Here is a 23,710-nt window from a genome sequence, read left to right as displayed (position 1 = left end):
ACCCCCCAGAACCCGGGTTTTTTTTGCCTGCGATTCAGCCGTGCTATCCGGCTACATGAGCCAACGGAAACAGGCGTTTGAAGTTTTCGGTGGTCTGCTCGGCGAAGCGCTCGTACGACTCGCCGCGCAGCATCGCCAAGTAATCGGCCACGTCACGCACATATTCAGGCAGGTTTGGCTTGCCGCGATGGGGAATAGGTGCCAGGTACGGCGAGTCGGTTTCCACCAGCAGGCGATCGGCTGGCACTTGGCGAGCCACGTCGCGCAGCGCGTCGGCGTTGCGAAAGGTGACGATACCCGACAGGGAAATATAGAACCCCAGGTCCAGAGCAGCCTTGGCCATGTCCCAGTCTTCGGTAAAACAATGCAACACACCGGCCTGCGGCAGCGCGGCTTCGCGCAGCAAGGTCAAGGTATCGGCGCGGGCACCCCGGGTGTGGACGATCACCGGCTTGCCGGTCTGCTGGGCGGCTTGCAAGTGCAGGCGGAAAGAGGCCTGCTGCAACTCGGCGGCTTCAGGCTCGTAGTGGTAGTCCAGGCCGGTTTCGCCAATGGCCACCACCCGTGGATGGTTGAGTTCGCCCAATAGCCAATCCAGAGCCGGGGCTTCGCCGGGCTTGAGGTCCAGCGGGTGGATGCCCACCGAGCAATCCACATCGGCGTAGCGATCAGCCAGGGCTTTGACGTCACCGGCGTTTTCAGCGCTGACGCCGATGCACAGAAAGTGCCCTACCCCACGCTGGCGTGCAGCTTCAAGGGCGGCGTCGAGGGAACCGCCGTGCTGGGCAAGGTCAAGGCGATCAAGATGGCAATGGGAATCTACGAGCATAGGAAGTCAGGGCTTAATTCACGAAAAGGGTCTGGCCAACCATACACCTGTCGGCCCCGAAAATTAACGGCGCCCGAGCAGACTAACCCACTGCACCAGCAGCGCCTCAAGCAACAGCACGCGGTTGAGGTTGGCCTTGCCGAGTACCTTCTGGCGCTGAGCAAGAATCCAGTCCTGGATGTTCAGCACTTTGTCCTGGGCACTTTTCTGCGCCAGGTATTGCACCACCTTGCGCATATCCGCCAGGCCAAGGCCGTTTTCATCCTGGGTCAGTTGGTAGCGCAGGATCAGGCTGGACCAGTCGCAGAACCAGTCGAACAACAGCAGCAGGGGAATATCCTTCCAGGCGCTTTCGGCCAGTTGCGTGGCGGACAGCTCCTGCTTGAGCAGCTTCTTCACACCCTCCACAACCAGTGCTCGTTGCTCACGCACGCCCTGGGCTTGCAGCTTCACGGCTGCCAGGGGTGAACCGGCCGCCAGGGTCAACAACTCGACCCGTTCCTGCTCGGTGCACTCCGGCAACGCCTGCGCCAGCCATTGCAGGCTCATGGCCTCGCTCGGCAACGGGCACGCCTGCTGTACGCAGCGGCTGCGAATCGTCGGCAACAAACGGCTGGACTGATGGCTCACCAGCAACAGCACGGTGTCGCCGGACGGTTCTTCAAGGCTTTTGAGCAAGGCGTTGGCGGCGTTGATGTTCATCGCCTCGACTGGCTCGATCAGCACCACTTTGCGCCCGCCCATCTGCGCGGTCTGCACTACGAAGCTGACGAGGTCGCGTACCTGGTCGACCTTGATCGCCTTGTCGGCTTCCTCGGGCTCCAGCACATAGTTGTCCGGGTGACTGCCAGCCTTGAGCAGCAGGCAGGATTTGCACTCGCCACACGCCTGCAGATTGACCGGGCGCTGGCACAACAGGCTAGCCATCAAGCGCTCGGCGAGGTGACGTTTACCGATGCCCACGGGACCATGCAGCAAATAGGCATGGGCGTGCTGGGCACGACCGGCCAGTTGCTGCCACAGGCTGTCCTGCCACGGGTAGGACTCAGCCACGAGTGCGCTCCAGCAGAGTCGGCAACAGCGCGTCGATGGCCTGTTGCACCTGGTTCAACGGCTGCGCCGCATCGAGCAGGTAATAACGCGCCGGCTCAGCCTTGGCGCGCTGCAGGAAAGCGCTGCGCACCGCGTCGAAAAATACCGGGCCTTCCAGTTCGAAACGATCCAGGCGACCGCGAGCGCTGGCGCGGGCCATACCCACTTCCACGGGCAGATCGAACAGCAGGGTCAAATCCGGACGCACATCGCCCTGTACGAAGGTTTCAAGGGTGGCGATACGCTCTACTGACAAGCCTCGGCCACCGCCCTGGTAGGCGTAGGTGGAATCCGTGAACCGATCACAAATCACCACGGCGCCGCGTGCCAGCGCGGGGCGAATCACTTCGGCCAGGTGTTGGGCTCGGGCGGCAAATACCAGCAGCAGCTCGGTGTCCGGGTTCATTGGCTCATCACCCGGGGCCAACAGCACTTCGCGTATACGCTCGGCCAGCGGCGTACCGCCCGGCTCGCGGGTCAGCACCACTTCGACGCCCTGCGCACGCAGGCGCTCGGCCAGGTAGTCGCGGTTCGTGCTTTTACCGGCACCTTCCGGGCCTTCCAGGGTAATAAACAAGCCAGTCACAGGCAGTCCTTAGTCAGAGTCATTGCGGGCTTTGCGGCGCGGTACTGTCCGGCGCGGGCTCAATCGGTGCCTCGGCAGGTGCGGTTGCATCTTCCAGCGGTTTCACCACCGGCGCCGGGCTGGAGCGGTAATCGCCACGCCGCTTGAGCTGGAACTCGCGCACGGCGGCATTATGGGCATCCAGGTTATCCGAGAAAATATGGCTACCGTCGCCACGGGCGACAAAATACAGGCTGCTGCCCGGCACCGGGTTCAGCGCTGCATGGATCGCCTCGCGACCGACCATCGCAATAGGCGTGGGCGGCAGGCCGGCGATCATATAGGTGTTGTAGGGGTTGGCTTCCTTGAGGTGGGCGCGGGTCAACTTGCCGTTGTAGCGCTCACCCAGGCCGTAAATCACGGTGGGATCAGTCTGCAGCATCATGCCGATCTTCATGCGGCGCACGAACACACCGGCAATCTGCCCACGCTCTTGCGGCACGCCGGTCTCCTTTTCCACCAGGGACGCCATGATCAGTGCCTGATAAGGGTCGGTGTACGGCGCATCGTCGGCACGCTTGCTCCACTCCTGGGCGAGCACATCGTCCAGGCGGTTGTAGGCTTTTTTCAGGAATTCGACATCGGTCATGCCGCGTACAAAACGGTAGGTGTCAGGGAAGAAACGCCCTTCCGGAAACTCACCCGCATGGCCGAGCTTGTCCATCACTTCGCTGTCAGTCAGGCCAGGAAGGGTCTGAACGATTTTTTCATGCTTGGCCAGGGCGGTGCGCACCTGGCGGAAATTCCAGCCCTCCACCAGGGTCAGGCTGTATTGCACCACCTCGCCGCGCTGCCACAGGCCGATCAAGCCTTCGGCAGTGAGGCCGGGTGTCATGCGGTATTCGCCGCTGTGCAGTGGCTGGCCTTCAAGGTTGAAGCGCCAGTACAGGCGTAACCAGAATGCATCGTCGAGTACACCGTCGGCTTCCAGACGATTGAAAGTACCCGTTGGGGTAGCGCCAGCCGGCACGTCGAGCAACTGCTCCTGAGGCAGCTTCAGGGGCTGCTTGAGGGCAGAGTCGAGTTTCCAGGCCGAAAAGCCCACGAGCAACGCTGCCGAGACCAGGCTGATCTGCAGCAGTAACACCAGTTTTCGTATCAACTCAAATATCCAATAGCGCGCGAACAATACCCTGCAGTTTACGGGTGAGCGGCCCAACCGGCCAGCTCATCGCAGCGCATCCACGCACCGGCCAAATGCCATATACGCTGTTGCAGACAAAGACTTCATCGGCCTGCTGCAACTGCTCAATATTGATGTCGGCCACGACCACCGGGACGCCCAGCGCTTGTGCCTGGGCCAGCAGCTCGGCGCGCATCACCCCGGCCACGCCGCAACGGGTCAGATCAGCGGTTAGTAACAAGCCGTTGCGCACCAGGAACAGGTTGCTGAACACGCCTTCGATCACCCGCCCGGACATATCCAGCATCAAGCCTTCGGCATGTTCGGTATCTTGCCATTCGGCACGGGCGATCACTTGCTCCAGGCGGTTGAGGTGCTTGAGACCGGCCAGCAGCGGCTGCTCAGCCAAGCGCGTGGTACAGGGGAACAGGCGGATGCCTTCGATTGCATGGGCGGGCGGGTAAATAGCGGGCGCACTGCCCTGCAAGATACGACGCACCGGGGCGCCAGGGTTGATGCCATAACCGCGCAGGCTGTCGCCACGGGTGAGGATCAACTTGAGGACACCGTCACCCAGCGCGGCGGCGAAGCCAAGCACTTCGTTGCGAATCAACCCGTGATCCGCCACCAGTGCCAAGCGCCTGCAACCCTCTTCCAGGCGTTGCAGGTGACGGTCGAGCAGCAACGGCTGCCCGGCCTTGACGGCGATGGTCTCGAATATCCCATCGCCATACGCCAGGCCACGATCTTTCAGGGGCACGCTGCCCGCCGGCTGACCGTCGACCCAGCTGTGCATCACTCGGCAAACCGGCGGAACACCAGGGAGCCGTTGGTGCCACCAAACCCGAACGAGTTGGAGATCACCACGTCGATCGGCATCGGTTGCGCTTCGTGGGGCACGAAGTTCAGGTCGCAGCCTTCGTCCGGCTCATCAAGGTTGATGGTCGGCGGAGCGACCTGATCCTTGATCGCCATTACACTGAAGATCGCCTCGACCGCGCCCGCCGCACCCAACAGGTGGCCGGTCATGGACTTGGTGGAACTGACCGCCAGCTTGTAGGCATGTTCACCGAACACCGACTTGATGGCTTCGGCTTCCGCCAGGTCGCCGGTCGGCGTCGAAGTACCATGGGCGTTGATGTACTGCACCTGGTCAGGGTTGACCTTCGCATCGCGCAGTGCATTGGTGATGCAGCGCGCAGCACCGGCACCGTCGGACGGTGGCGACGTCATGTGATAGGCATCGCCGCTCATGCCAAAGCCGATCAACTCGGCGTAGATGGTGGCGCCACGCGCCTTGGCGTGCTCCAACTCTTCCAGCACCAGGGCACCGGCGCCGTCAGACAGCACGAAGCCATCACGGCCCTTGTCCCACGGACGGCTGGCTCGGGTGGGCTCGTCATTGCGGGTCGACAACGCACGGGATGCACCGAAGCCACCCATGCCCAGGCCGCAGGCGGCCATTTCAGCGCCACCGGCGATCATCACATCCGCTTCGTCATAAGCGATGTTGCGCGCCGCCATGCCGATGCAGTGGGTGCCCGTGGTGCACGCCGTTGCGATGGCGTAGTTAGGCCCTTGTGCACCCAGGTGGATGGACAGGAAGCCGGAAATCATATTGATGATCGAGCCGGGCACGAAGAACGGTGAAATTCGACGCGGGCCGGAATCGTGCAGCGTGCGGCTGGTTTCTTCGATATTGGTCAAACCGCCAATCCCCGAACCCATGGCCACGCCGATGCGGTCACGGTTGGCGTCGGTGACTTCCAGGCCGGCGTTGCGCACCGCCTGAAAACCGGCTGCCAAGCCGTATTGAATGAACAGGTCGAGCTTGCGGGATTCTTTGATCGAGAGATATTCCTCGACATTGAAGCCCTTTACCGAGCCGCCAAAACGGGTGGAATAGGCAGAAAGGTCCGTGTGTTCGATCAGACCAATACCACTGCGGCCAGCCAGAATGCCCTGCCAACTGCTCGGCACATCCGTACCCAGTGGCGACAACATACCCATACCGGTGACTACGACGCGTCTACGCGACACAGCACTCTCCTTTTTCTAATGACGACACTTCGATTCGCAGCTTACTTTTCATCACCGCCTAAAGAAAAAACCGCACGCCGTTACAGCAGTGCGGTTTTTCCCTGACAGCAAGCGACGACTACAAACTATTACGCCTGGTGGCTGGTAACGTAGTCGATGGCAGCTTGAACAGTAGTGATTTTTTCAGCTTCTTCGTCCGGGATTTCGGTCTCGAATTCCTCTTCCAGAGCCATCACCAGCTCAACGGTGTCAAGGGAATCGGCACCCAAGTCTTCTACGAAGGAAGCAGTGTTGACCACTTCTTCTTCCTTAACGCCCAGTTGCTCGGCAACGATTTTCTTGACGCGCTCTTCGATGGTGCTCATACCTTGTTTAACTCCTAATGGACAAATTCAGGCAGCTGGCCAGTGGGTAAGTGTATAGAAAGCCATTTCAGCTTTTCAACTGAAAGCTTCACCCTGTACCCGGTCGGCCACCTGCCTATAAATTAAGTTGCAGCTTTATAACGGATTTTAGACAGCTCGTATGACATTTTTTTGAAGCGATCCGTCACAATTTAACTCATGTACATCCCGCCGTTCACCGGGATTGTAGCCCCAGTCACGTATGCCGCACCGTCGGATGCCAGGAAAGTGACCACATTCGCGATCTCTTGAGCCTGGCCCAGACGGCCCAGCGGAATCTGCGTCAGCAACGCTTCACGCTGTGCTTCCGGCAGTTCGCGGGTCATATCGGTGTCGATGAACCCTGGGGCCACCGAGTTGACCGTAATCGACCGCGAACCGACTTCACGTGCCAGTGCACGGCTGAAACCTTCCAGACCGGCCTTGGCGGAAGCGTAGTTTACTTGGCCTGCGTTGCCCATGGCACCCACTACGGAGCCAATATTGATAATTCGGCCCCAACGCGCCTTGGTCATGCCGCGCAAAACACCCTTGGACAGGCGGAACAGACTGTTCAGGTTGGTATCGACCACGTCGTACCACTCGTCGTCTTTCATGCGCATCATCAGGTTGTCACGGGTGATACCGGCGTTGTTCACCAGAATCGCCGGCGCACCGAACTGTGCAGTGATCTCGGCCAATACGGCAGCCACGGACTCATCGCTGGTCACATTCAGCTCAAGGCCGGTGCCCTGCACGCCGTTTTCCTTCAGGGTCGCGGCGATACGCTCGGCGCCCGAGGCGGAAGTGGCGGTGCCGATCACAACGGCGCCCTGACGGCCCAGCTCCAGGGCGATGGCCTGGCCAATGCCACGGCTAGCGCCGGTAACCAGTGCAACTTTACCTTGCAGACTCATGCAGGCTTCTCCTAAGTACGGGATTCAGGCCAGTGCCGCGCGAGCGGCAGCGAAGGCTTCAGGGGTATTGAGGTTGGCGGTCGACACACCGTCGGCGCAGCGCTTGTTCAGGCCGGCCAGGACTTTGCCCGGGCCGCACTCGACCAACTCGTTGGCGCCGTTGGCAGCCAGGGTCTGGACCGATTCAACCCAGCGCACCGGCTTGTACAGTTGCTCCAGCAGGTCGCGCTTGAGGGTGTCGAGGTCGGCAGCCACGGCCGCGCTGACGTTCTGCACCAGCGGGATCTGCGGCGCCTGCCAGTTGATGGCCGCGATAGACTCGGCAAAGCGCTCGGCAGCCGGGCGCATCAGTTCGCAGTGGGACGGCACGCTCACCGGCAACGGCAGTGCACGCTTGGCACCCCGGGCCTTGCAGCCTTCGATGGCGCGCTCAACAGCCGCCTTGGCGCCGGCGATCACCACCTGCCCCGGGGAGTTGAAGTTCACCGCGCTGACCACCTCACCTTGCGCCGCTTCGGCGCAGGCCTCGATTACCACCGCATCATCCAGGCCCAGGATCGCGGCCATGCCGCCCTGCCCGGCCGGAACGGCTTCTTGCATCAACTGGCCACGACGCTCGACCAGCTTGACCGCTTCACCAAGGGTCAGACTGCCCGCCGCCACCAGGGCGCTGTATTCGCCCAGGCTGTGCCCGGCAACAAATGCCGGACGCGCCCCACCTTCTGCCAGCCACAAGCGCCACAGGGCGATCGAAGCGGTCAGAATGGCCGGCTGGGTTTTATCGGTTTGATTGAGCTGCTCTTCCGGCCCCTGCTGGGTCAGCGCCCACAGGTCGTAACCCAGGGCATCGGAAGCTTCCTTGAAGGTATCCAGGACCAGCGGGTATTGCGCGCCCAGCTCGGCCAACATGCCGAGGGACTGCGAACCCTGCCCTGGAAAGACGAATGCGAGGGATGTAGACATGTAACAAGCCCCTAATGATCTGGTCGTCAAAAATGCGCACTCCAACGGTGGGAGCGCGCGAAACTGACAGATTGGATGGTCAATTGAACTGGCCGGTCACATTTAAGCACTCCCGGACCAATTCGCCTAAGGCAACAGATCCTCAAGACGGCCGTGCAGGCGTTGCGGCAGGTTTTCCTGTATCTCGATCAACGCCCGCGCAATCGCACTTTGAAACCCCTGCACGCCGGCCGAGCCGTGGCTTTTGACCACAATGCCCTGCAAGCCGAGAAAGCTCGCTCCGTTGTGCCGTGCCGGTGCCAGGTCGGCCTGCAAGCGGCGCATCAACGGCAGCGCCAGGGCACCGACCATGCGCGATACCAGGCTCTGCTTGAACAAGGCTTCGATACGCGTGGCAATCATGGTTGCCAAGCCCTCGCTCGACTTGAGCAGGATGTTGCCGACAAACCCGTCACACACCACCACGTCGGCTTCACCACGGTACAAGCCGTCACCTTCGACAAAACCTATGTAGTTCAAGCCCGGCGCGCCTTGCAACAACGTGGCGGCCAGCTTGACCTGCTGGTTGCCCTTGATGTCCTCGGTGCCGATATTCAGCAGGGCAACCCTTGGCCGGGCTACGCCCAGCGCTTCAGCGGCCACCGAGCCCATCACGGCGAACTGCAACAGGTGCTCGGCACTGCAATCGACATTGGCGCCCAGGTCCAGCAACTGGCAATAGCCCTTCTGCGTCGGGATCGCCGCCACCATCGCCGGGCGGTCGATACCCGGCAAGGTCTTGAGCACATGCCGCGACAAGGCCATCAACGCCCCTGTATTACCGGCACTGACACAGGCTTGCACCTTGCCATCACGCAGCAGCTCAAGAGCCACACGCATTGAAGAGTCGGGCTTGCCGCGCAAGGCTGCGGCCGGCTTTTCATCCATGCTGATGGTTTCGCTGGCGGGCGTAATGGTCAGGCGCGCACGATCCACCGCCGGATGGCTGGCAATCAGTTCTTCAAGAAGGGTAGGTTGACCGACGAGGGTCAGGTGCAGCGAGGGCGTAGCAGACAGGCTGGCAATGCAGGCCTGAACAATGCTGCGGGGACCGAAGTCCCCGCCCATTGCGTCAATCGCGATGACTTGGGCAGACAAGTGATTACTCGTCAGCGCCCTTGTCGATCACTTTACGGCCACGGTATACGCCTTCTGGCGATACGTGGTGACGCAGGTGAACTTCACCAGTGGTCTTTTCCACGGACAGGGTGCTAGCCTCGAGAGCGTCGTGCGAACGGCGCATGTCACGGGCGGAGCGGGATTTTTTGTTCTGCTGAACAGCCATAATTGATTAACTCCTAAACGTTTGGGTCACGCTTTAACTGCGCCAATACACTGAACGGGTTGGACCGCGTTACCTCGTCCTCGCTCGGCTCGGCCTCGTCATCGAGACCCTCCGGCTGCTGGCATTCTTCCGGATGATGAGCAGGCACAATGGGCAAGGCGAGCAAAAGCTCCTCCTCGATCAGTGCATGCAGATCCAATGGATCTTCGCCCAGTTCCAGCACGTCATAACCTTTCGGCAACGACTGGGTATTCGCACCCTCTTTCACCACAGCATAACTGCATTCGCTGTGGATCGGCAGGGTGACCAGCTCAAGACAACGCTGGCAAACCATTTTGACTTCGGTGTCGATAAAGCTGTGGATTACCACAGACTTACGTTCATCTCGTTCAAAAACGAATTTAGCCTGCACCGTACCGACAGTGTCGGAAAGCGGGTCGCAGAGTCTCTCCAAATCGGCCAGCAGCACTTCACCTTGAAGGGTGGTGCCACGATCAGCCAATTTGCGCGGGTCAACGTGAGGTGGAATCGGGTCATTCAACATAGGCGCAGCATTATAGGGATGCACCCAGCCATGTCAAAGGAAATTCAGCCCTGTGCGTCAGCCGGTCGCGTCGCTAGAATCGGTGACTGCCTTGAGGAGACGTATATGCTGCCTTTATTACTCGCGTCCAGCTCGGTTTATCGCCGGGAATTACTGAGCCGCCTGCACCTGCCTTTCACCTGCAGCTCGCCGGATATCGACGAAAGCCACCGCCCGGACGAATCCGCCATCGAACTGGTAAAGCGCCTGGCCGAAGAAAAAGCCCGCGCCCTCGCCGCCAGCCATCCTGGCCATTTAATCATTGGCTCTGACCAGGTCGCTGCACTGGAAGGCCGGATCATCGGCAAGCCTCACACCTTTGAAAACGCCCGCGAACAGTTGTTGGCGGCCAGTGGCAAGCGTGTGAGCTTTCTTACCGGGCTGGCACTACTCAACAGCAACACAGGGCATTGCCAGGTCGACTGCGTGCCTTTCACGGTAACCATGCGCGAGCTGGATGCAGAGCGTATTGAGCGCTACCTGCGGATCGAGCAGCCCTATGACTGCGCGGGCAGCTTCAAGGCCGAGGGGCTGGGCGTGAGCCTGTTCCAAAGCACCGAAGGGCCGGATGCGACCAGCCTTGTCGGGCTGCCGCTGATTCGGCTGGTGGATATGCTGCTCGCTGAGGGCGTGCAAATCCCTTAAATACACCACCGGCCAAATGTGGGAGGGAGAAAGCCCCCTTCCCACCTTTTGATCTACAGCAGGCTCGGGGTATCAGCGTAGCGTCGGGCCTTGGAAGCCCATGTACAGCGCAAGCTTCTCAGCCACGCTGGCGCCGAGCTTTTTGGAGAAGCGATCAAACGGCGATTCCTCGACCGTAAAATCCACCAACTCCTTCTCGCCAACCACATCCCGCGCCACCGAGCTGGCACTACCCAATCCGTCAATCAAGCCCAGCGGCAATGCCTGCTCGCCCGACCACACCAACCCGGAGAACAACTCCGGATGATCCTTATCCTTCAACCGGTCACCACGGCCCTGCTTGACGCTGGCAATGAACTGGCGATGAGTGGTATCGAGCACGCTCTGCCAAAACGCGGTTTCATCCGCCTTTTGCGGCTGGAAAGGATCCAGGAACGCCTTGTGCTCACCCGAGGTGTAGGTGCGACGCTCCACCCCCAGCTTCTCCATGGTGCCGACAAAACCGTAACCGGCCGCCGTCACACCAATGGAGCCCACCAGGCTGGCCTTATCGGCATAGATCTGGTCAGCGGCACTGGCGATGTAATAAGCCCCCGAGGCGCCCAGGTCGGAAATTACCGCGTAGAGCCTGGTATCCGGATGGAGTGCGCGCAGCCGGCGAATCTCGTCATACACATAGCCCGACTGCACAGGGCTGCCGCCAGGACTGTTGATACGCAGGATCACGCCCTTGACCTTGGGGTCTTCGAAGGCGACGCGCAGGCTGGTGACGATATTGTCGGCACTCGCGGGCTCTTTGTCGGCAATCACACCGCGCACCTCAATCAGGGCGGTGTAGTGACTACCGCGGGTAGCGCTTTTTTCCATATCCATCAGCGGACTGAACAGCGCCAGCATCCCAAGCAGGTAAACAAAGGTCAGCAGCTTGAAAAAAATCCCCCAGCGCCGCGAACGACGCTGTTCCTGGACACTGGCCAGGAGGGTCTTCTCCAGCAGCTTCCAGCTTTTATCATCACTGCTTTCGGCCTTTTCGGGCGCTTTCCACTCGTCACTCATGCCATCAACCCCAGCAAAGACTTATCGGGCCCGGCTGAGCCAGGCCTGCAATTCAGAAAAATGATCAATCGTGAGCCTCGGCTCGTATTGCTGCAACGCCTCGGCAGCCTGGGCGCCATAGCTGACCGCCACGCTGTCCATGCCAGCATTGCGCGCCATCATCAGGTCGAAAGACGCATCACCCACCATCAATGCCTGGCGCGGCGATACACCGCAATGATCCAGGATCTGCTCCAGCATCAGAGGATGGGGCTTGCTGGCGGTTTCATCAGCCGCACGGGTAATGTCGAAATAGTCTTCCCAGCCATGCGCCTTGAGCACCCGATCCAGCCCGCGACGGGCTTTTCCGGTGGCGACCGCCAGCTGATAGCCCTCGGCACGCAAGGCCTCCAGCGACTGCACCACACCGTCGAACAGCGGCGAAGGCTCGGCCTCCAGCGCAATGTAGTGATCGGCATAGTGCTCGCGGAACGCTATCAGCTCGTCGTCGGCAATTTGCGGGTAAAGCGTGCGGATTGCTTCAGGCAAGCCCAGGCCAATGATGCCCTTGACCGCGATGTCGCTGCACAACTCAAAACCCGAGCGAGTCGAAGCCATATGCATCGACTCGACAATCCGACCAATGGAATCGCACAGCGTCCCATCCCAATCGAAGATCAGCAGTTTGTAGTCAGGGTGCGACACTCAAACGCTCCACGGTCTTGGCCCACATCTCGTCGACCGGCGCCTGCAATTTCAGCTCGCCACCATCGGGCAGCGGCACAGTGAGCATGTAGGCGTGCAGGAACAGACGCTTACCGCCCAGATCGCGGATCTCCTTGGAGAAACCTTCATCACCGTACTTGGTGTCACCGGCAATGCAGTGCCCTGCGTGCAGGGTGTGCACGCGTATCTGGTGAGTACGACCAGTGACCGGTTTGGCTTCGACCATGGTGGCGAAGTCGCCGAAGCGGCGCAGTACCTTGAACAGGGTCAGGGCTTCTTTGCCCTCCTCGTCCACCTCGACCATACGCTCACCGGAACGCAGGTTGCTCTTTTGCAGCGGTGCACGAACGCTCTTGATCGAGCTGGCCCAATTGCCACGCACCAGCGCCATGTAGCGCTTGTCCACACCGTCGCCACGCAGGGCGGTGTGCAGGTGGCGCAACATGCTGCGCTTCTTGGCGATCATCAACAGGCCGGAGGTGTCACGGTCCAGGCGATGGACCAGCTCCAGCTCCTTGGCATCCGGGCGCAACTGGCGAAAGGCTTCGATCACGCCGAAGTTCAGGCCACTGCCGCCGTGAACTGCGATGCCGCACGGCTTGTTGATCACGATCAGCTTGTTGTCTTCGAAGACAATCGAGGCTTCCAGGCGCTGCAACAGCCCCTGGGCCAGGGGCACAGGCTCGTCGCGCTCAGGCACGCGCACGGGCGGCACACGGACGATATCGCCCGCCTGCAACTTGTACTCAGGCTTGATCCGCCCCTTGTTCACGCGCACTTCGCCTTTACGCAAAATGCGGTAAATCAAGGTCTTGGGCACGCCTTTGAGCCGGGCCAGGAGAAAATTGTCGATGCGTTGGCCGGCATATTCCGGCGAGACCTCAAGCAGCTGGACGCTGGGGGTCGGGGGGGTGGTAGTCGTCATGGCCGCGATGATAACAATTTTTTATGGAATTGAAGCACTTAATCATTGCTGCTATAGTCGCGAACGCCGCCAAAAGCGGCCTGGGCAGAGGACATGCGGCAAATTGCCGGCCCTGACCATCGCAATTCATCAGGACGCGAGGCCGTCCTACGGGGCTTCGGCCACCTTGGAAGGCTCGGGATTGTAACAAGCGCAGGTGACATGAGGCCTGAAGCGAGTGCAAAAAGCAGAGTGAATACTCGCGTTTTGCGCCGATATTTACGGCCAGTTCACAAAGTGCAGTCAGTCTTGAGCCAGACCATGGCAGATGCTTCGGAAACAACGCCTGTTAAGAGCTGAGTGAGAGCGCAGTCGCCCACACCTAGTCTTGTTTAGCCATGAGCGTGGACTCCCCATTGGAGCCCACGGTAAATGCCAACCCGCTGCGGATTCTGCGCGCGGCAGCACCCGAATTATCAGGGATACGTGTAGGGTGGAGATGCACAACCGTCGGACTGTGTAGCACTAGGCTTGTTTCAGACGCTTCATCTCGTCCACAGTCGCCGGTTGATTCCTCCTCCTGACCTTAGCTTTTGTTGAAGTGGTGCCTTTGTCACCACCGCTAACGAGCAGGACGCGTCCGTCGCGATACCGGCCCAATTGGCAGGTTTTGCTGGACACTGGAGTGGCCAACCACTCTTGACGCACCTGACACCGACCGTGAGAAGTCGTGTGTGCCGAACGCCGTTTCCGGCAGCCCGGAAACCGACGGTACAACATGAAAAGAATGCTGATTAACGCGACTCAACCCGAAGAGTTGCGTGTTGCACTGGTAGATGGCCAACGCCTCTACGACCTGGACATCGAATCCGGTGCACGCGAGCAAAAGAAGGCCAACATCTATAAAGGCCGTATTACTCGCATCGAACCAAGCCTTGAGGCTGCCTTTGTCGATTTCGGCTCCGAGCGCCACGGCTTCCTGCCCCTCAAAGAAATCTCCCGCGAATACTTCAAGAAAGCCCCCGAAGGCCGCGTGAACATCAAGGACGTCCTGAGCGAAGGCCAGGAAGTCATCGTCCAGGTCGAGAAAGAAGAACGTGGCAACAAGGGCGCCGCCCTGACCACCTTCATCAGCCTCGCTGGCCGTTACCTGGTCCTGATGCCGAACAACCCGCGTGCCGGCGGTATCTCCCGTCGCATCGAAGGCGAAGAGCGCAACGAGCTGCGCGAAGCGCTGAACGGCCTGATCGCACCGGCCGACATGGGCCTGATCGTTCGCACTGCAGGCCTGGGCCGCAGCAGCGAAGAAATGCAGTGGGACCTCGACTACCTGCTGCAACTGTGGACCGCTATCAAGGAAGCGTCCCTGGATCGTTCCGCGCCGTTCCTGATCTACCAGGAAAGCAACGTGATTATCCGCGCCATCCGCGACTACCTGCGCCAGGACATCGGCGAAGTGCTGATCGACAGCGTTGAGGCCCAGGACGAAGCCCTGACCTTCATCCGCCAGGTGATGCCGCAGTACGCCAGCAAGATCAAGCTGTACGAAGACAGCGTGCCGCTGTTCAACCGTTTCCAGATCGAAAGCCAGATCGAGACCGCCTTCCAGCGCGTAGTCGAACTGCCTTCCGGCGGCTCCATCGTCATCGACCCGACCGAAGCCCTGGTGTCCATCGACATCAACTCGGCACGTGCGACCAAAGGCAGCGACATCGAAGAAACTGCCCTGCAGACCAACCTGGAAGCGGCTGAAGAAATCGCCCGCCAGCTACGCCTGCGTGACATCGGTGGCCTGATCGTGATCGACTTCATCGACATGACCCCTGCCAAGAACCAGCGCGCCGTGGAAGAGAAAGTCCGCGAATGCCTGGAAGCTGACCGCGCTCGCGTGCAAGTCGGCCGCATCTCGCGCTTCGGCCTGCTGGAAATGTCCCGTCAGCGCCTGCGCCCGTCCCTGGGTGAGAGCAGCGGTATCGTGTGCCCGCGTTGCAACGGCACCGGCATCATCCGTGACGTTGAATCGCTGTCCCTGGCAATCCTGCGCCTGATCGAAGAAGAAGCCCTGAAAGACCGCACCGCCGAAGTTCGCGCACAAGTGCCGATTCCGGTTGCCGCCTTCCTGCTCAACGAAAAACGCAACTCGATCACCAAGATCGAACTGCGCACCCGTGCTCGTATCGTCATCCTGCCGAACGATCACCTCGAGACGCCGCACTTCGAAGTACAGCGCCTGCGTGATGACAGCCCGGAAGCCCATAGCGGGCAGTCCAGCTATGAAATCGCTGCTGCCGCGGCCGAAGTGGAAGAAGTTCAGCCAGCGGCCGCGACCCGCACCCTGGTTCGCCAGGAAGCCGCCGTCAAGACTGCACCGGCACGTGCCAACGCACCGGTCCCGACCGAAGCCGCCGCACCGGTTGCCGCACCGGCCGCCCTGCCTGAGCCAAGCCTGTTCAAGGGCCTGGTGAAGTCGCTGGTCAGCCTGTTCGCCACCAAGGAAGAGCCTGCCGCCCCGGTTGTGGTTGAAAAGCCTGCCACCGAGCGCCCGGCGCGCAACGAAGAGCGTCGCAACGGCCGCCAGCAGAGCCGCAACCGCAACGGCCGCCGTGACGAAGAACGCAAGCCACGCGAAGAACGTGCACCGCGTGAAGAACGCGCCCCCCGTGAAGAGCGCGCTCCTCGCGAAGCCCGTGAAGAAGCCCCGGCCGTAGCCCGTGAAGAACGTGCACCGCGTGAAGAGCGCGCACCACGTACCCCGCGTGCCCCGCGCGAAGATCGCAAGCCGCGGGGCGAGCGTGAAGAGCGTGTGCGTGAACTGCGCGAGCCGCTGGATGCGGCACCTGCCGTCGCTGCTGCCACTGCCGCAACCACCGAAGAACGCCCGGCGCGCCAGCCGCGTGAAGAGCGTGCCCCACGTGAAGAGCGCCAGCCGCGCCCGCCGCGTGAAGAGCGTCAACCACGCGCCGAGCAAGCCGCTGCCGCCAGCGAAGAAGAAGTACTGACCGGCGAAGAGCAACTGCAGGAAGACGGCCAGGACAACGCCGAAGGCGATCGTCCACGCCGCCGCTCCCGTGGCCAGCGTCGTCGCAGCAACCGTCGTGAGCGTCAGCGTGACGCCAACGGCAACGTGATCGAAGGCTCGGAAGAAGCCGGCGAAAACGCAGAAGCGGCCAGCAACGAACCAACGGGCGCCGAACTGGCTGCCGGCTTGGCCGTTACCGCTGCCGTCGCCAGCTCGGTCATCAGCGCACCTGCTGAAGCCCAGGCTCACGAGCAAGCCGAGCGTGCTACCGCCGCTGTCGAAGAAACTGCTGCCGTAGAAACACCCGTTGTCCAGACCCCAGTGGTTGAAGCGCCGGTTGTGGAAGCGCCAGTTGTTGAAGCCACGACCCCTATCGAAGCCCCAGTGGTTGCGCAAGTGGAAGTTGCTCCGGTTCGCGACGCACAGCCAGAAACCGAAGTGGTTGCTGTTGAGCCCGCACCGGTTATCGAGCCTGCGCCAGTGGTTGAAGTGGCTGTAGAAACACCGGTTGCCGAAGAAGCCGCCCCGGTTGTGCGTGAAGTTCGCGAAGAACAGACCGCCTTCCAGTGGACCGCCGAGCCAGCTGCCCCGGTTGAAGCGCCAACGCCTGCCCCTGCGGTAGAAGAAGCGCCGACGCCGGTTGCTGAAGTCGTCGCCGAGCCAGCCCCAGTGGTTGAGCCGACGCCGGTTGTGGAGCCCGCACCCGTGGTTGAAGTTGAAGCCCCAGTGGTTGCCGAAGTGGCTGCACCAGTGGTTGAAGCTGCACCTGCCAGCGCCCTTACCGAAAATGGCCGTGCGCCGAACGACCCGCGTGAAGTGCGTCGTCGTCGCAAGGAAGCCGAAGCAGCTGCCGCAGCGGCTGCCCAGGCGGTAGAGCACAAGGCCGTGGAAGAAGAGCCTAAACCCCTCGTCTGATTCCATCCGCCACTAAAAAGCCCCGCCTGAGCAATCAGGCGGGGCTTTTTTATGGCTACTTGGAATGCCAGCTCCCACACTTAACCTGCAGTAAAACTCAACCGTTGCGGCACATCGACATCCCAAAGCACACCAGGATCATCTACCTGCACCTCTCGCACCTGTGTTTGTGCAAACAACGGCTTGGCCCCACGATCCCCACTCAGAGCCATCAGCGCCGGCCCAAACGTGTGATCGAAAGCCACCGGGTGCCCATACTGCCCGGCAGATACCGGCACAGTGATGCCCTCCACGCTGGCAATAACCCGCTCGATACTCGATGACTGGATAAACGGCATATCCCCCAACACCACCAGCCACCCATCCGCTGCACCGCTGGCCTTGACCGCGGCCGCAATGCTGTCGCCCATCCCGCTCGAGTCCAGCAGTACAACCTGACAGCCATAAGCCTCTGCCAGGCGGATAACCTCCCCGCGCCCCGGCGACGTCACCAGCCAGCGCGTTACAACACGCTCAGGCAAGTTGCGCAGCACCTGCTCGATGACCGGCCGGATAACGCCATCCAGCCCCACGCAAGCAGCCAGTAACTTGTCTTGATCCGCCCCGGCTTCGGCGCGAAAGCGACTGCCCTGCCCCGCTGCCAGCACAATCGCTGTAACGGTCACTGCGCCGCTACCGCCAGGGGCTTTTTCTGCATCGGTGCCACGCCGTTCTTGATCGCGACAATTTCCGCCATCAACGACAGGGCAATCTCCGCCGGTGTATGGCTGCCGATATGCAAACCAATCGGCCCGTGCAAGCGCGCAATCGCATCCGCCGACAAGCCCAGCGCCGCCAGGTTCTCCCGGCGCTTCTGGGTATTGACCCGCGAACCCAGGGCGCCGATGTAGAACGCAGCGGAGTTCAGCGCCGTCAGCAGCGCCATATCATCCAAACGCGGATCATGTGTCAGGCAAACGATGGCCGTGCGCTCATCGGTGTGGATGTTCAACACCGCCTCGTCGGGCATACCAGGTACAAAGCGGCCATGTTGCTCTTCCCAGCCGTAGACGAACTCTTCGCGGGGGTCGCAGATCAGCACTTCGAAATCCAGCAAGCGCGCCATTTCGGCGACGTAGCGCGACAGTTGCCCGGCGCCGATCAGCAGCAGCCGCCAGCGCGGGCCGTAAATGGCGCGCAGGCGTTCGCCGTCGAAGCTCACCACATCAGTCTTGCTCGCAGCGCTCAGGGTTACCGCGCCCGTGGCCAGGTTCAATTCACGTGCGACGACTTGGTGGTCTTCACAGCGCGCCAACAGTTGCTCGACCCAGGCCCAATCATCCATCCGCTCTTCGGTCAGGCGCAGCGTGCCGCCACACGGCAAGCCAAAACGTGCCGCTTCGTCGCGGGTGACGCCGTAGGTCACCAGCTGCACTGGTGGTCCGTCGTCCGCCAGCCGCCCGTCCTGCAGGCGTGCGATCAAGTCATCTTCGATGCAGCCTCCGGACACAGAACCAATGACCACACCGTCGCCACGCAAGGCCAGCATCGCCCCCGGAGGGCGCGGCGCGCTGCCCCAGGTCTGTACCACGCTGTACAGCACCACGCGCTGCCCGGCGCGGCGCCATTCCAGGACGCTACGCAGGACATTCAAATCCACACTGTCCATCAAACCTTCCTGCCAGCGTTGAAAAATCGTCGTTTACTGTAAAGCAAAATAATCAAAAAGTGGCCGCGCACAAACGCAAACGCCCCGAACCAGTCGGGGCGTTTGCCAATTGCCTAAGCGTCAGATCACGCCATCAGCGGCTTACTTGACCACAGGAGCAGGGCCTTCGGCCACACCCAGGTCATCGAGCTCGCGAGTTTCGGAGATACCGGTACCACCGGATGCCAGCTCGCTTTGCAGCTTGTCGGTGTCCAGCTCCTTGACCCACTTGGCCACAACGATGGTGGCTACGGCGTTACCCACCAGGTTGGTCAGGGCACGGGCTTCGGACATGAAGCGGTCGATACCCAGGATCAGCGCCAGGCCGGCAACCGGCAGGTGGCCGACAGCCGACAGGGTGGCAGCCAGGACAATAAAGCCCGAGCCAGTCACACCTGCAGCGCCTTTGGAGGACAGCAGCAGCACCAGCAGCAGGGTGATCTGGTGGGTGATGTCCATGTGGGTGTCGGTCGCCTGAGCGATGAACACGGCAGCCATGGTCAGGTAGATCGACGTACCGTCGAGGTTGAAGGAGTAACCGGTTGGGATCACCAGGCCGACGACGGACTTCTTCGCACCCAGGCGCTCCATCTTGATCAGCATACGCGGCAGTGCGGATTCGGAAGACGAAGTACCCAGTACGATCAGCAGCTCTTCACGGATGTAGCGAATCAGTTTCAACACGCTGAAACCGTGAGCGCGGCAGATTGCGCCCAGCACCAGCACGACGAACAGGATGCAGGTGATGTAGAAGCAGATCATCAACTGGCCCAGCTGCACCAGCGAACCCACACCGTAGGCACCGATGGTGAACGCCATGGCGCCCAGGGCACCGATTGGCGCGAGCTTCATGATCATGTTGATGATGTTGAACATCACGTGGGCGAAGCGATCGATGAAGTCCAGCACCGGCTTGCCGTAGGCACCCAGGCGGTGCAGGGCGAAACCGAAGATCACCGAGAACATCAGCACTTGCAGGATGTCGCCGTTGGCAAAGGCGCCGACGATGGTGTTCGGGATGACGTTGAGGATAAAGCCGACAATGCTCTGGTCTTTACCGGCGGTGACGTAGGCCGCCACTTTGGAAGCGTCCAGGGTGGCGACGTCGATGTGCATGCCGGCGCCCGGCTGCACAACGTTGACCACGACCAGGCCGATCAGCAAGGCGATGGTGGACACGATTTCGAAGTACAGCAGTGCGTAGCCACCGGTTTTGCCGACCGATTTCATGCTTTGCATGCCAGCGATACCGCTGACAACGGTGCAGAAGATGATGGGGGCGATGACCATTTTGATCAGCTTGATAAAGCCGTCACCCAGTGGCTTGAGGGCCACGCCGGTCTGCGGGTAGAAGTGGCCGAGCAAAATACCGATAACGATTGCAACGATCACCTGGAAATACAGGGATTTGTAGATTGGCTGACGAGTCGTCATTGCAAAGTTCCTCAATCGTCCCGTGTGGCAAATATCCGCCATTGCCCACGACACTTGAATTGCGAACCCTCCTGCACTGGAGGGATTTGTTGTTTGCGAAGCCTGTAGGAGAGAGCCTGCGCTGCAATCCCTATCGCAAACAGCGTGCCACTTTGCTTAAACACCCTGAAGGCCCTTCAACATCGGGGCTTGGCGTTTATTGACGCGCTTGAGCCGTGGAACAAGGTGGCGGATTTCCGCCCGCCCACCCCGTCTCGTCCTACAATTTGGCGGATATCCGCCTTGCCGTCGCGCCGGGGTCTGACTACCATCCGCCACTCCATGGATGAGGCCCTTTCATGCGTGAACGTACCATCGCCAGTCACTACGCCCGAGCCGCCCTCGGCGGTGCGCGTCGTGTGGGTTACGACTACTCAGGGCTGTTGCAGCAGGTGGGCATCAGCCCCGAACTGCTGACCGAGCCCCGCGCCCGTATCGCTCCGGAGCAATTTACGCGGTTGCTGCAAATGCTCTGGCTGGGGCTGGATGACGAATACCTGGGGTTCGCCGAAGGCCCGAGCAAGCGTGGCACCTTCGCCATGATGTGCCACGCCCTGATCCACTGCCGCACGCTGGAAAAGGCTCTGGAACGCGGCTTATTGTTTTATAGCCTATTCCCACAGGGCCCGCGCTGGCAGCTGACGAAAGAAGGCGATATGGCGCGGCTGAGCCTGGATGACTCGCAGCTATGGGACCCGGATCACTTCCTCAGTGAATGCCTGCTGGTGATCTGGCATCGCCTGGGCAGTTGGCTGATCGGCCAGCGAATCCGGCTGCAACAGGCCACCTTCAGTTACCCGATGCCGGACCATGCTGGCGAGTACGACCTGCTGTTCCCCTGCCCCTTGGTGTTCGGTGCGCCGACCAGCAGCCTGGTGTTTCCCAGCCGCTACCTGAGCCTGCCGTTGTTGCAGGATGAACGCACTCTCAAGCATTTTTTGCAGCGCTCCCCTGCCGACTTGCTGTCGCGGCCGGATGAAGGCGACAGCCTGAGCAGCCAGTTGCGCCGCTTGCTCAGCCGCGACCGCACGCCCTGGCCGGACCTGGAAGCCGTCGCCCAGCATTTGCACATCAGCCCGCAAACCCTGCGCCGGCATCTGCGCGAAGAAGGCAGCAGCTTTCAGGCTCTGAAGGATGAGTTACGGCGAGACATCGCCATCTACCACCTGGGGCGGGCGGATTTGTCTTTGCAGGAAATTGCCGAACAGTTGGGTTTTTCCGAACCGTCGGCGTTTCATCGGGCGTTCAAGAAATGGACGGGGTTGACGCCGGGGGCCTACAGGGCGCAGGAGAGTTAAGGGTATAGCGCCTGGGAGGGCCTCTTCGCAGGCAAGCCAGCTCCCACAGTTGATCGGGTTTACAAAATCTGATGTGTGAATACATTCAGAGGCCAGTGCAGATCACAAGGCCGGAAAATGAATCCTGAACGCGGCCCCCCCTAACGCTGAATCCCCCAACGTCAAACGCGCGTGATAGCTTTCGATGATGTCCTTGACCACCGCCAACCCGATGCCCTGCCCCGGGTGCTGGCGGTCCAGACGTTCGCCCCTTTGCAGGATCCGGGCGCGCTGGTCCGGTGGCACGCCTGGGCCATCATCTTCGATACACAGCTCAAGGCCGTCCAGGTTTTCCACCAAGCTGATTCGCACTTGCTTGAGGCACAGGCGATAGGCGTTTTCCAGCAGGTTGCCGAGCATTTCGAGCAGCGCGCCTTTCTCGATGGGCACGTCGCACTCAGGTGGCAGATCAAAGGTGACGGTGACACGCTTGTCGCGGTAAACCTTCTCCAATGTATCGCACAGGCTTTGCAGCACGGGCTCCAGACGTACCTGGTGACGCACCAGTCCGCTTTTACGCAGACTCGCACGCTGCAATTGGTAGCCGATCTGCTGGCTCATGCGCTCAATCTGCGATTGCAATACCCACGCCTGGCTGCGCTCTTCGGGACGCTGGGCCATGTCTTCGCTCACCCCCTGCAAGACCGCCAGCGGGGTTTTCAAACTGTGGGCCAAGTCATCAAGGGAGTCACGGTAGCGCGTACGCTGTTCGCGCTCACTGTGCAGCAAACGGTTGAGCGAGCCGGTCAGGCGCAACAGTTCGCGGGGGTGTTCTTCACTGAGGCTTTCGCGGGTACCGCCTTCGATCTGGTCAAGTTCCTGGCTCAGGCGCCGCAAGGCTTGCAGGCCCCAGGTCAGGCCCAGCCACAGCAGCGTCAACAGCACCAGCAGGGCCGCGCCGAATCCAAGGTAAAGGTTCTCGCGCAAGCCTTCGAGGGTCAGTTGGTACTCACGCACCGGTTGCAGGGCGACGATACTGAAGGCGGCGCTCTTGCCCCCCAGCAACCGGACCTCGACGTCATACACGAAGAATTCCTGGCCATTGGCCTCGCGGATGCGCGCAAACTCATTACCGCGCCCGTCGTAACGCGGTTTGTAGTTGATGTTTTCTTCCTGGGTCGCCCGCGAACGCCACACCAGATGGCCTTCGCGGTCGTAGATATAGCCGAGCAGGCGGCTGTCGGTAAGGTTGAAACGTTCGTCAGGCAACTGCGCCGGCATCAGCAGGCGGTTATTTTCCACCCGCGCCGCAGAAATCAGGGTGGTCACATCCGACGCCAGACGCTGCTCGATGGAATCCTGCAGGGCCAGGCTGAAGGCGCCTTGCATGGCCGGCAACAGGCCGAGCATAAACAGCACGGCCAGGGTGGCGGCCGCCAGCATCAGGCGCACACGTAGCGAGCGAATCAACGGCAGCGCTCATTGAACAGGTAACCCAAGCCGCGCACGGTATCGATCGGCTTGAACCCGGCGGGGCCTTCCAGCTTGCGGCGCAGGCGACCGACCAGCACTTCGATCACGTTCGGATCGCGCTCGTCATCATCAGGGTAGAGCTGCTCCATCAAGCGATCCTTGGCCACCACCTGTTGATGATGACGCATCAAGTACTCAAGGATCCGATATTCGTAGGCGGTCAACGCCAGCGGCTGTTCATCCAGGGAGGCCTGCTTGCGGTTGAGGTCCAGCAGCAACGGCCCGGCGATGATAGTGGACTGGGTAAAGCCGCTGGAGCGGCGCAGCAAGGCATTCATGCGCGCCTCCAGCTCTTCGAACTGGAAGGGTTTGACCACGTAGTCGTCGGCACCGGCCGCCAGGCCTTCGACCTTGTCCTGCCAGTTGCCGCGAGCGGTCAGGATCAGGATCGGGAAAGTCTTGGCCTGGGTACGCAATTGGCGGATCAGGTCCAGGCCACCCATGCCGGGCAGGCCAAGGTCGATGATCGCCAGGTCATGGTTGAACTGGCCGGTCTGGTACAGGGCTTCCTCGGCATTGGCCACAGCTTCGACCACATGCCCACTGTCGGTCAGGCGGGTAAACAGGTGATGACGCAGCAGCGCCTCATCTTCCACCACCAGCAATTTCATAAGGCT

At 61.0% G+C, this 23,710-nt stretch carries 23 protein-coding genes; 3 read left to right on the top strand and 20 right to left on the bottom strand.

Annotation, left to right across the window (positions count from 1 at the left end; all coding sequences use genetic code 11):
• Positions 1-43: 43 nt before the first annotated feature.
• The 12 genes from E4O98_RS19145 to E4O98_RS19090 all read right to left on the bottom strand — a co-directional run bounded on the left by E4O98_RS19145 (position 44) and on the right by E4O98_RS19090 (position 9,840).
• A complete protein-coding gene (locus E4O98_RS19145) occupies positions 44-829 on the bottom strand; it encodes a TatD family hydrolase (protein ID WP_248129068.1) in 786 nt (261 codons plus the stop codon).
• A 63-nt stretch (positions 830-892) separates the two neighbouring features.
• Positions 893-1,882 carry a DNA polymerase III subunit delta' gene (locus tag E4O98_RS19140; protein ID WP_248135989.1) on the bottom strand — a complete coding sequence of 330 codons (990 nt, stop codon included), beginning with the start codon at positions 1,880-1,882 and terminating at the stop codon, positions 893-895.
• A complete protein-coding gene (gene tmk, locus E4O98_RS19135) occupies positions 1,875-2,507 on the bottom strand; it encodes a dTMP kinase (protein ID WP_228308859.1) in 633 nt (210 codons plus the stop codon). Before tmk ends, E4O98_RS19140 begins: the two co-directional genes overlap by 8 nt.
• 19 nt (positions 2,508-2,526) lie before the next feature.
• A complete protein-coding gene (gene mltG / locus E4O98_RS19130) occupies positions 2,527-3,648 on the bottom strand; it encodes an endolytic transglycosylase MltG (protein WP_032879863.1) in 1,122 nt (373 codons plus the stop codon).
• 1 nt (position 3,649) lies between these two features.
• Entirely contained in the window at positions 3,650-4,465 is an 816-nt protein-coding gene (gene pabC / locus E4O98_RS19125; protein ID WP_078822094.1) for an aminodeoxychorismate lyase, read from the bottom strand.
• Positions 4,465-5,709: a beta-ketoacyl-ACP synthase II gene (fabF, locus tag E4O98_RS19120; protein ID WP_005790527.1), complete on the bottom strand. Its 1,245-nt coding sequence runs from the start codon at positions 5,707-5,709 to the stop codon at positions 4,465-4,467. The genes pabC and fabF overlap by 1 nt, the downstream gene beginning before the upstream one ends.
• A gap of 128 nt (positions 5,710-5,837) precedes the next feature.
• Positions 5,838-6,074, bottom strand: a complete 237-nt coding sequence (gene acpP / locus E4O98_RS19115; RefSeq protein WP_003175607.1) for an acyl carrier protein — start codon at positions 6,072-6,074, stop codon at positions 5,838-5,840.
• A gap of 191 nt (positions 6,075-6,265) precedes the next feature.
• Positions 6,266-7,009 carry a 3-oxoacyl-ACP reductase FabG gene (gene fabG, locus E4O98_RS19110; protein WP_005790544.1) on the bottom strand — a complete coding sequence of 248 codons (744 nt, stop codon included), beginning with the start codon at positions 7,007-7,009 and terminating at the stop codon, positions 6,266-6,268.
• 24 nt (positions 7,010-7,033) lie between these two features.
• On the bottom strand, positions 7,034-7,972 hold the full coding sequence (fabD, locus tag E4O98_RS19105; protein ID WP_032879861.1) for an ACP S-malonyltransferase: 939 nt from the start codon (positions 7,970-7,972) through the stop codon (positions 7,034-7,036).
• A gap of 126 nt (positions 7,973-8,098) precedes the next feature.
• Positions 8,099-9,109 carry a phosphate acyltransferase PlsX gene (plsX, locus tag E4O98_RS19100; RefSeq protein ID WP_032879860.1) on the bottom strand — a complete coding sequence of 337 codons (1,011 nt, stop codon included), beginning with the start codon at positions 9,107-9,109 and terminating at the stop codon, positions 8,099-8,101.
• Between the two features lie 4 nt (positions 9,110-9,113).
• On the bottom strand, positions 9,114-9,296 hold the full coding sequence (gene rpmF / locus E4O98_RS19095) for a 50S ribosomal protein L32 (RefSeq protein ID WP_003179396.1): 183 nt from the start codon (positions 9,294-9,296) through the stop codon (positions 9,114-9,116).
• A gap of 13 nt (positions 9,297-9,309) precedes the next feature.
• Positions 9,310-9,840: a YceD family protein gene (locus E4O98_RS19090; RefSeq protein WP_005790551.1), complete on the bottom strand. Its 531-nt coding sequence runs from the start codon at positions 9,838-9,840 to the stop codon at positions 9,310-9,312.
• A 105-nt stretch (positions 9,841-9,945) separates the two neighbouring features.
• Here E4O98_RS19090 and E4O98_RS19085 point away from each other — a divergent pair, with 105 nt between their 5' ends.
• Positions 9,946-10,524 carry a nucleoside triphosphate pyrophosphatase gene (locus tag E4O98_RS19085; RefSeq protein ID WP_032879859.1) on the top strand — a complete coding sequence of 193 codons (579 nt, stop codon included), beginning with the start codon at positions 9,946-9,948 and terminating at the stop codon, positions 10,522-10,524.
• Between the two features lie 72 nt (positions 10,525-10,596).
• Here E4O98_RS19085 and E4O98_RS19080 read toward each other — a convergent pair whose 3' ends face one another.
• From E4O98_RS19080 to rluC, 3 genes are read right to left on the bottom strand one after another with little or no spacing between them, the layout of a single operon-like run.
• Positions 10,597-11,580, bottom strand: a complete 984-nt coding sequence (locus tag E4O98_RS19080) for a S49 family peptidase (protein WP_248135987.1) — start codon at positions 11,578-11,580, stop codon at positions 10,597-10,599.
• A gap of 21 nt (positions 11,581-11,601) precedes the next feature.
• Positions 11,602-12,264, bottom strand: a complete 663-nt coding sequence (locus E4O98_RS19075) for an HAD-IA family hydrolase (RefSeq protein ID WP_223019106.1) — start codon at positions 12,262-12,264, stop codon at positions 11,602-11,604.
• Positions 12,251-13,210: a 23S rRNA pseudouridine(955/2504/2580) synthase RluC gene (gene rluC, locus E4O98_RS19070; RefSeq protein ID WP_005790558.1), complete on the bottom strand. Its 960-nt coding sequence runs from the start codon at positions 13,208-13,210 to the stop codon at positions 12,251-12,253. The genes E4O98_RS19075 and rluC overlap by 14 nt, the downstream gene beginning before the upstream one ends.
• 766 nt (positions 13,211-13,976) lie before the next feature.
• Here rluC and rne point away from each other — a divergent pair.
• Positions 13,977-17,123: a ribonuclease E gene (rne, locus tag E4O98_RS19065; RefSeq protein WP_218276558.1), complete on the top strand. Its 3,147-nt coding sequence runs from the start codon at positions 13,977-13,979 to the stop codon at positions 17,121-17,123.
• A gap of 80 nt (positions 17,124-17,203) precedes the next feature.
• On the opposite strand, the gene E4O98_RS19060 is transcribed toward rne, so the two are convergent.
• From E4O98_RS19060 to E4O98_RS19050, 3 genes are all read right to left on the bottom strand, one after another.
• Positions 17,204-17,788 (bottom strand): nucleotidyltransferase family protein, encoded by a 585-nt coding sequence (locus E4O98_RS19060; RefSeq protein WP_032879853.1) that lies wholly within the window; start codon positions 17,786-17,788, stop codon positions 17,204-17,206.
• The gene (locus E4O98_RS19055) at positions 17,785-18,771 is read right to left on the bottom strand and encodes an XdhC family protein (RefSeq protein WP_248135985.1); all 987 of its coding nucleotides are present in this window, start codon (positions 18,769-18,771) and stop codon (positions 17,785-17,787) included. The genes E4O98_RS19060 and E4O98_RS19055 overlap by 4 nt, the downstream gene beginning before the upstream one ends.
• Positions 18,772-18,912: 141 nt before the next feature.
• Positions 18,913-20,244, bottom strand: coding sequence for a dicarboxylate/amino acid:cation symporter (locus tag E4O98_RS19050; protein WP_003189258.1), 1,332 nt, complete (start codon positions 20,242-20,244; stop codon positions 18,913-18,915).
• A gap of 338 nt (positions 20,245-20,582) precedes the next feature.
• On the opposite strand from E4O98_RS19050, the gene E4O98_RS19045 reads away from it, so the two are divergent.
• Positions 20,583-21,581, top strand: coding sequence for an AraC family transcriptional regulator (locus tag E4O98_RS19045; protein WP_005790566.1), 999 nt, complete (start codon positions 20,583-20,585; stop codon positions 21,579-21,581).
• A gap of 102 nt (positions 21,582-21,683) precedes the next feature.
• Here E4O98_RS19045 and E4O98_RS19040 read toward each other — a convergent pair whose 3' ends face one another.
• Positions 21,684-23,030, bottom strand: a complete 1,347-nt coding sequence (locus E4O98_RS19040) for an ATP-binding protein (RefSeq protein ID WP_005790567.1) — start codon at positions 23,028-23,030, stop codon at positions 21,684-21,686.
• Positions 23,027-23,704, bottom strand: coding sequence for a response regulator (locus E4O98_RS19035; protein WP_005790569.1), 678 nt, complete (start codon positions 23,702-23,704; stop codon positions 23,027-23,029). Before E4O98_RS19035 ends, E4O98_RS19040 begins: the two co-directional genes overlap by 4 nt.
• Between the last annotated feature and the right edge of the window lie 6 nt (positions 23,705-23,710).

This window comes from Pseudomonas sp. W2Jun17 (genome assembly GCF_023127795.1).
Classification (GTDB): domain Bacteria; phylum Pseudomonadota; class Gammaproteobacteria; order Pseudomonadales; family Pseudomonadaceae; genus Aquipseudomonas; species Aquipseudomonas synxantha_A.
The sequence above is the reverse complement of the archived record's forward strand: the minus strand, read 5'-3'. Positions and strand labels throughout refer to the sequence as shown.

Bases quoted from the DNA above. Each gene is read 5' to 3' on its own strand.
- E4O98_RS19145 (WP_248129068.1), bottom strand. From the start codon at position 829: ATGCTCGTAGATTCCCATTGCCATCTTGATCGCCTTGACCTTGCCCAG.
- pabC (WP_078822094.1), bottom strand. From the start codon at position 4,465: ATGCACAGCTGGGTCGACGGTCAGCCGGCGGGCAGCGTGCCCCTGAAA.
- acpP (WP_003175607.1), bottom strand. From the start codon at position 6,074: ATGAGCACCATCGAAGAGCGCGTCAAGAAAATCGTTGCCGAGCAACTG.
- fabG (WP_005790544.1), bottom strand. From the start codon at position 7,009: ATGAGTCTGCAAGGTAAAGTTGCACTGGTTACCGGCGCTAGCCGTGGC.
- fabD (WP_032879861.1), bottom strand. From the start codon at position 7,972: ATGTCTACATCCCTCGCATTCGTCTTTCCAGGGCAGGGTTCGCAGTCC.
- rpmF (WP_003179396.1), bottom strand. From the start codon at position 9,296: ATGGCTGTTCAGCAGAACAAAAAATCCCGCTCCGCCCGTGACATGCGC.
- E4O98_RS19090 (WP_005790551.1), bottom strand. From the start codon at position 9,840: ATGTTGAATGACCCGATTCCACCTCACGTTGACCCGCGCAAATTGGCT.
- E4O98_RS19085 (WP_032879859.1), top strand. From the start codon at position 9,946: ATGCTGCCTTTATTACTCGCGTCCAGCTCGGTTTATCGCCGGGAATTA.
- E4O98_RS19080 (WP_248135987.1), bottom strand. From the start codon at position 11,580: ATGAGTGACGAGTGGAAAGCGCCCGAAAAGGCCGAAAGCAGTGATGAT.
- rluC (WP_005790558.1), bottom strand. From the start codon at position 13,210: ATGACGACTACCACCCCCCCGACCCCCAGCGTCCAGCTGCTTGAGGTC.
- rne (WP_218276558.1), top strand. From the start codon at position 13,977: ATGCTGATTAACGCGACTCAACCCGAAGAGTTGCGTGTTGCACTGGTA.
- E4O98_RS19055 (WP_248135985.1), bottom strand. From the start codon at position 18,771: ATGGACAGTGTGGATTTGAATGTCCTGCGTAGCGTCCTGGAATGGCGC.
- E4O98_RS19050 (WP_003189258.1), bottom strand. From the start codon at position 20,244: ATGACGACTCGTCAGCCAATCTACAAATCCCTGTATTTCCAGGTGATC.
- E4O98_RS19045 (WP_005790566.1), top strand. From the start codon at position 20,583: ATGCGTGAACGTACCATCGCCAGTCACTACGCCCGAGCCGCCCTCGGC.
- E4O98_RS19035 (WP_005790569.1), bottom strand. From the start codon at position 23,704: ATGAAATTGCTGGTGGTGGAAGATGAGGCGCTGCTGCGTCATCACCTG.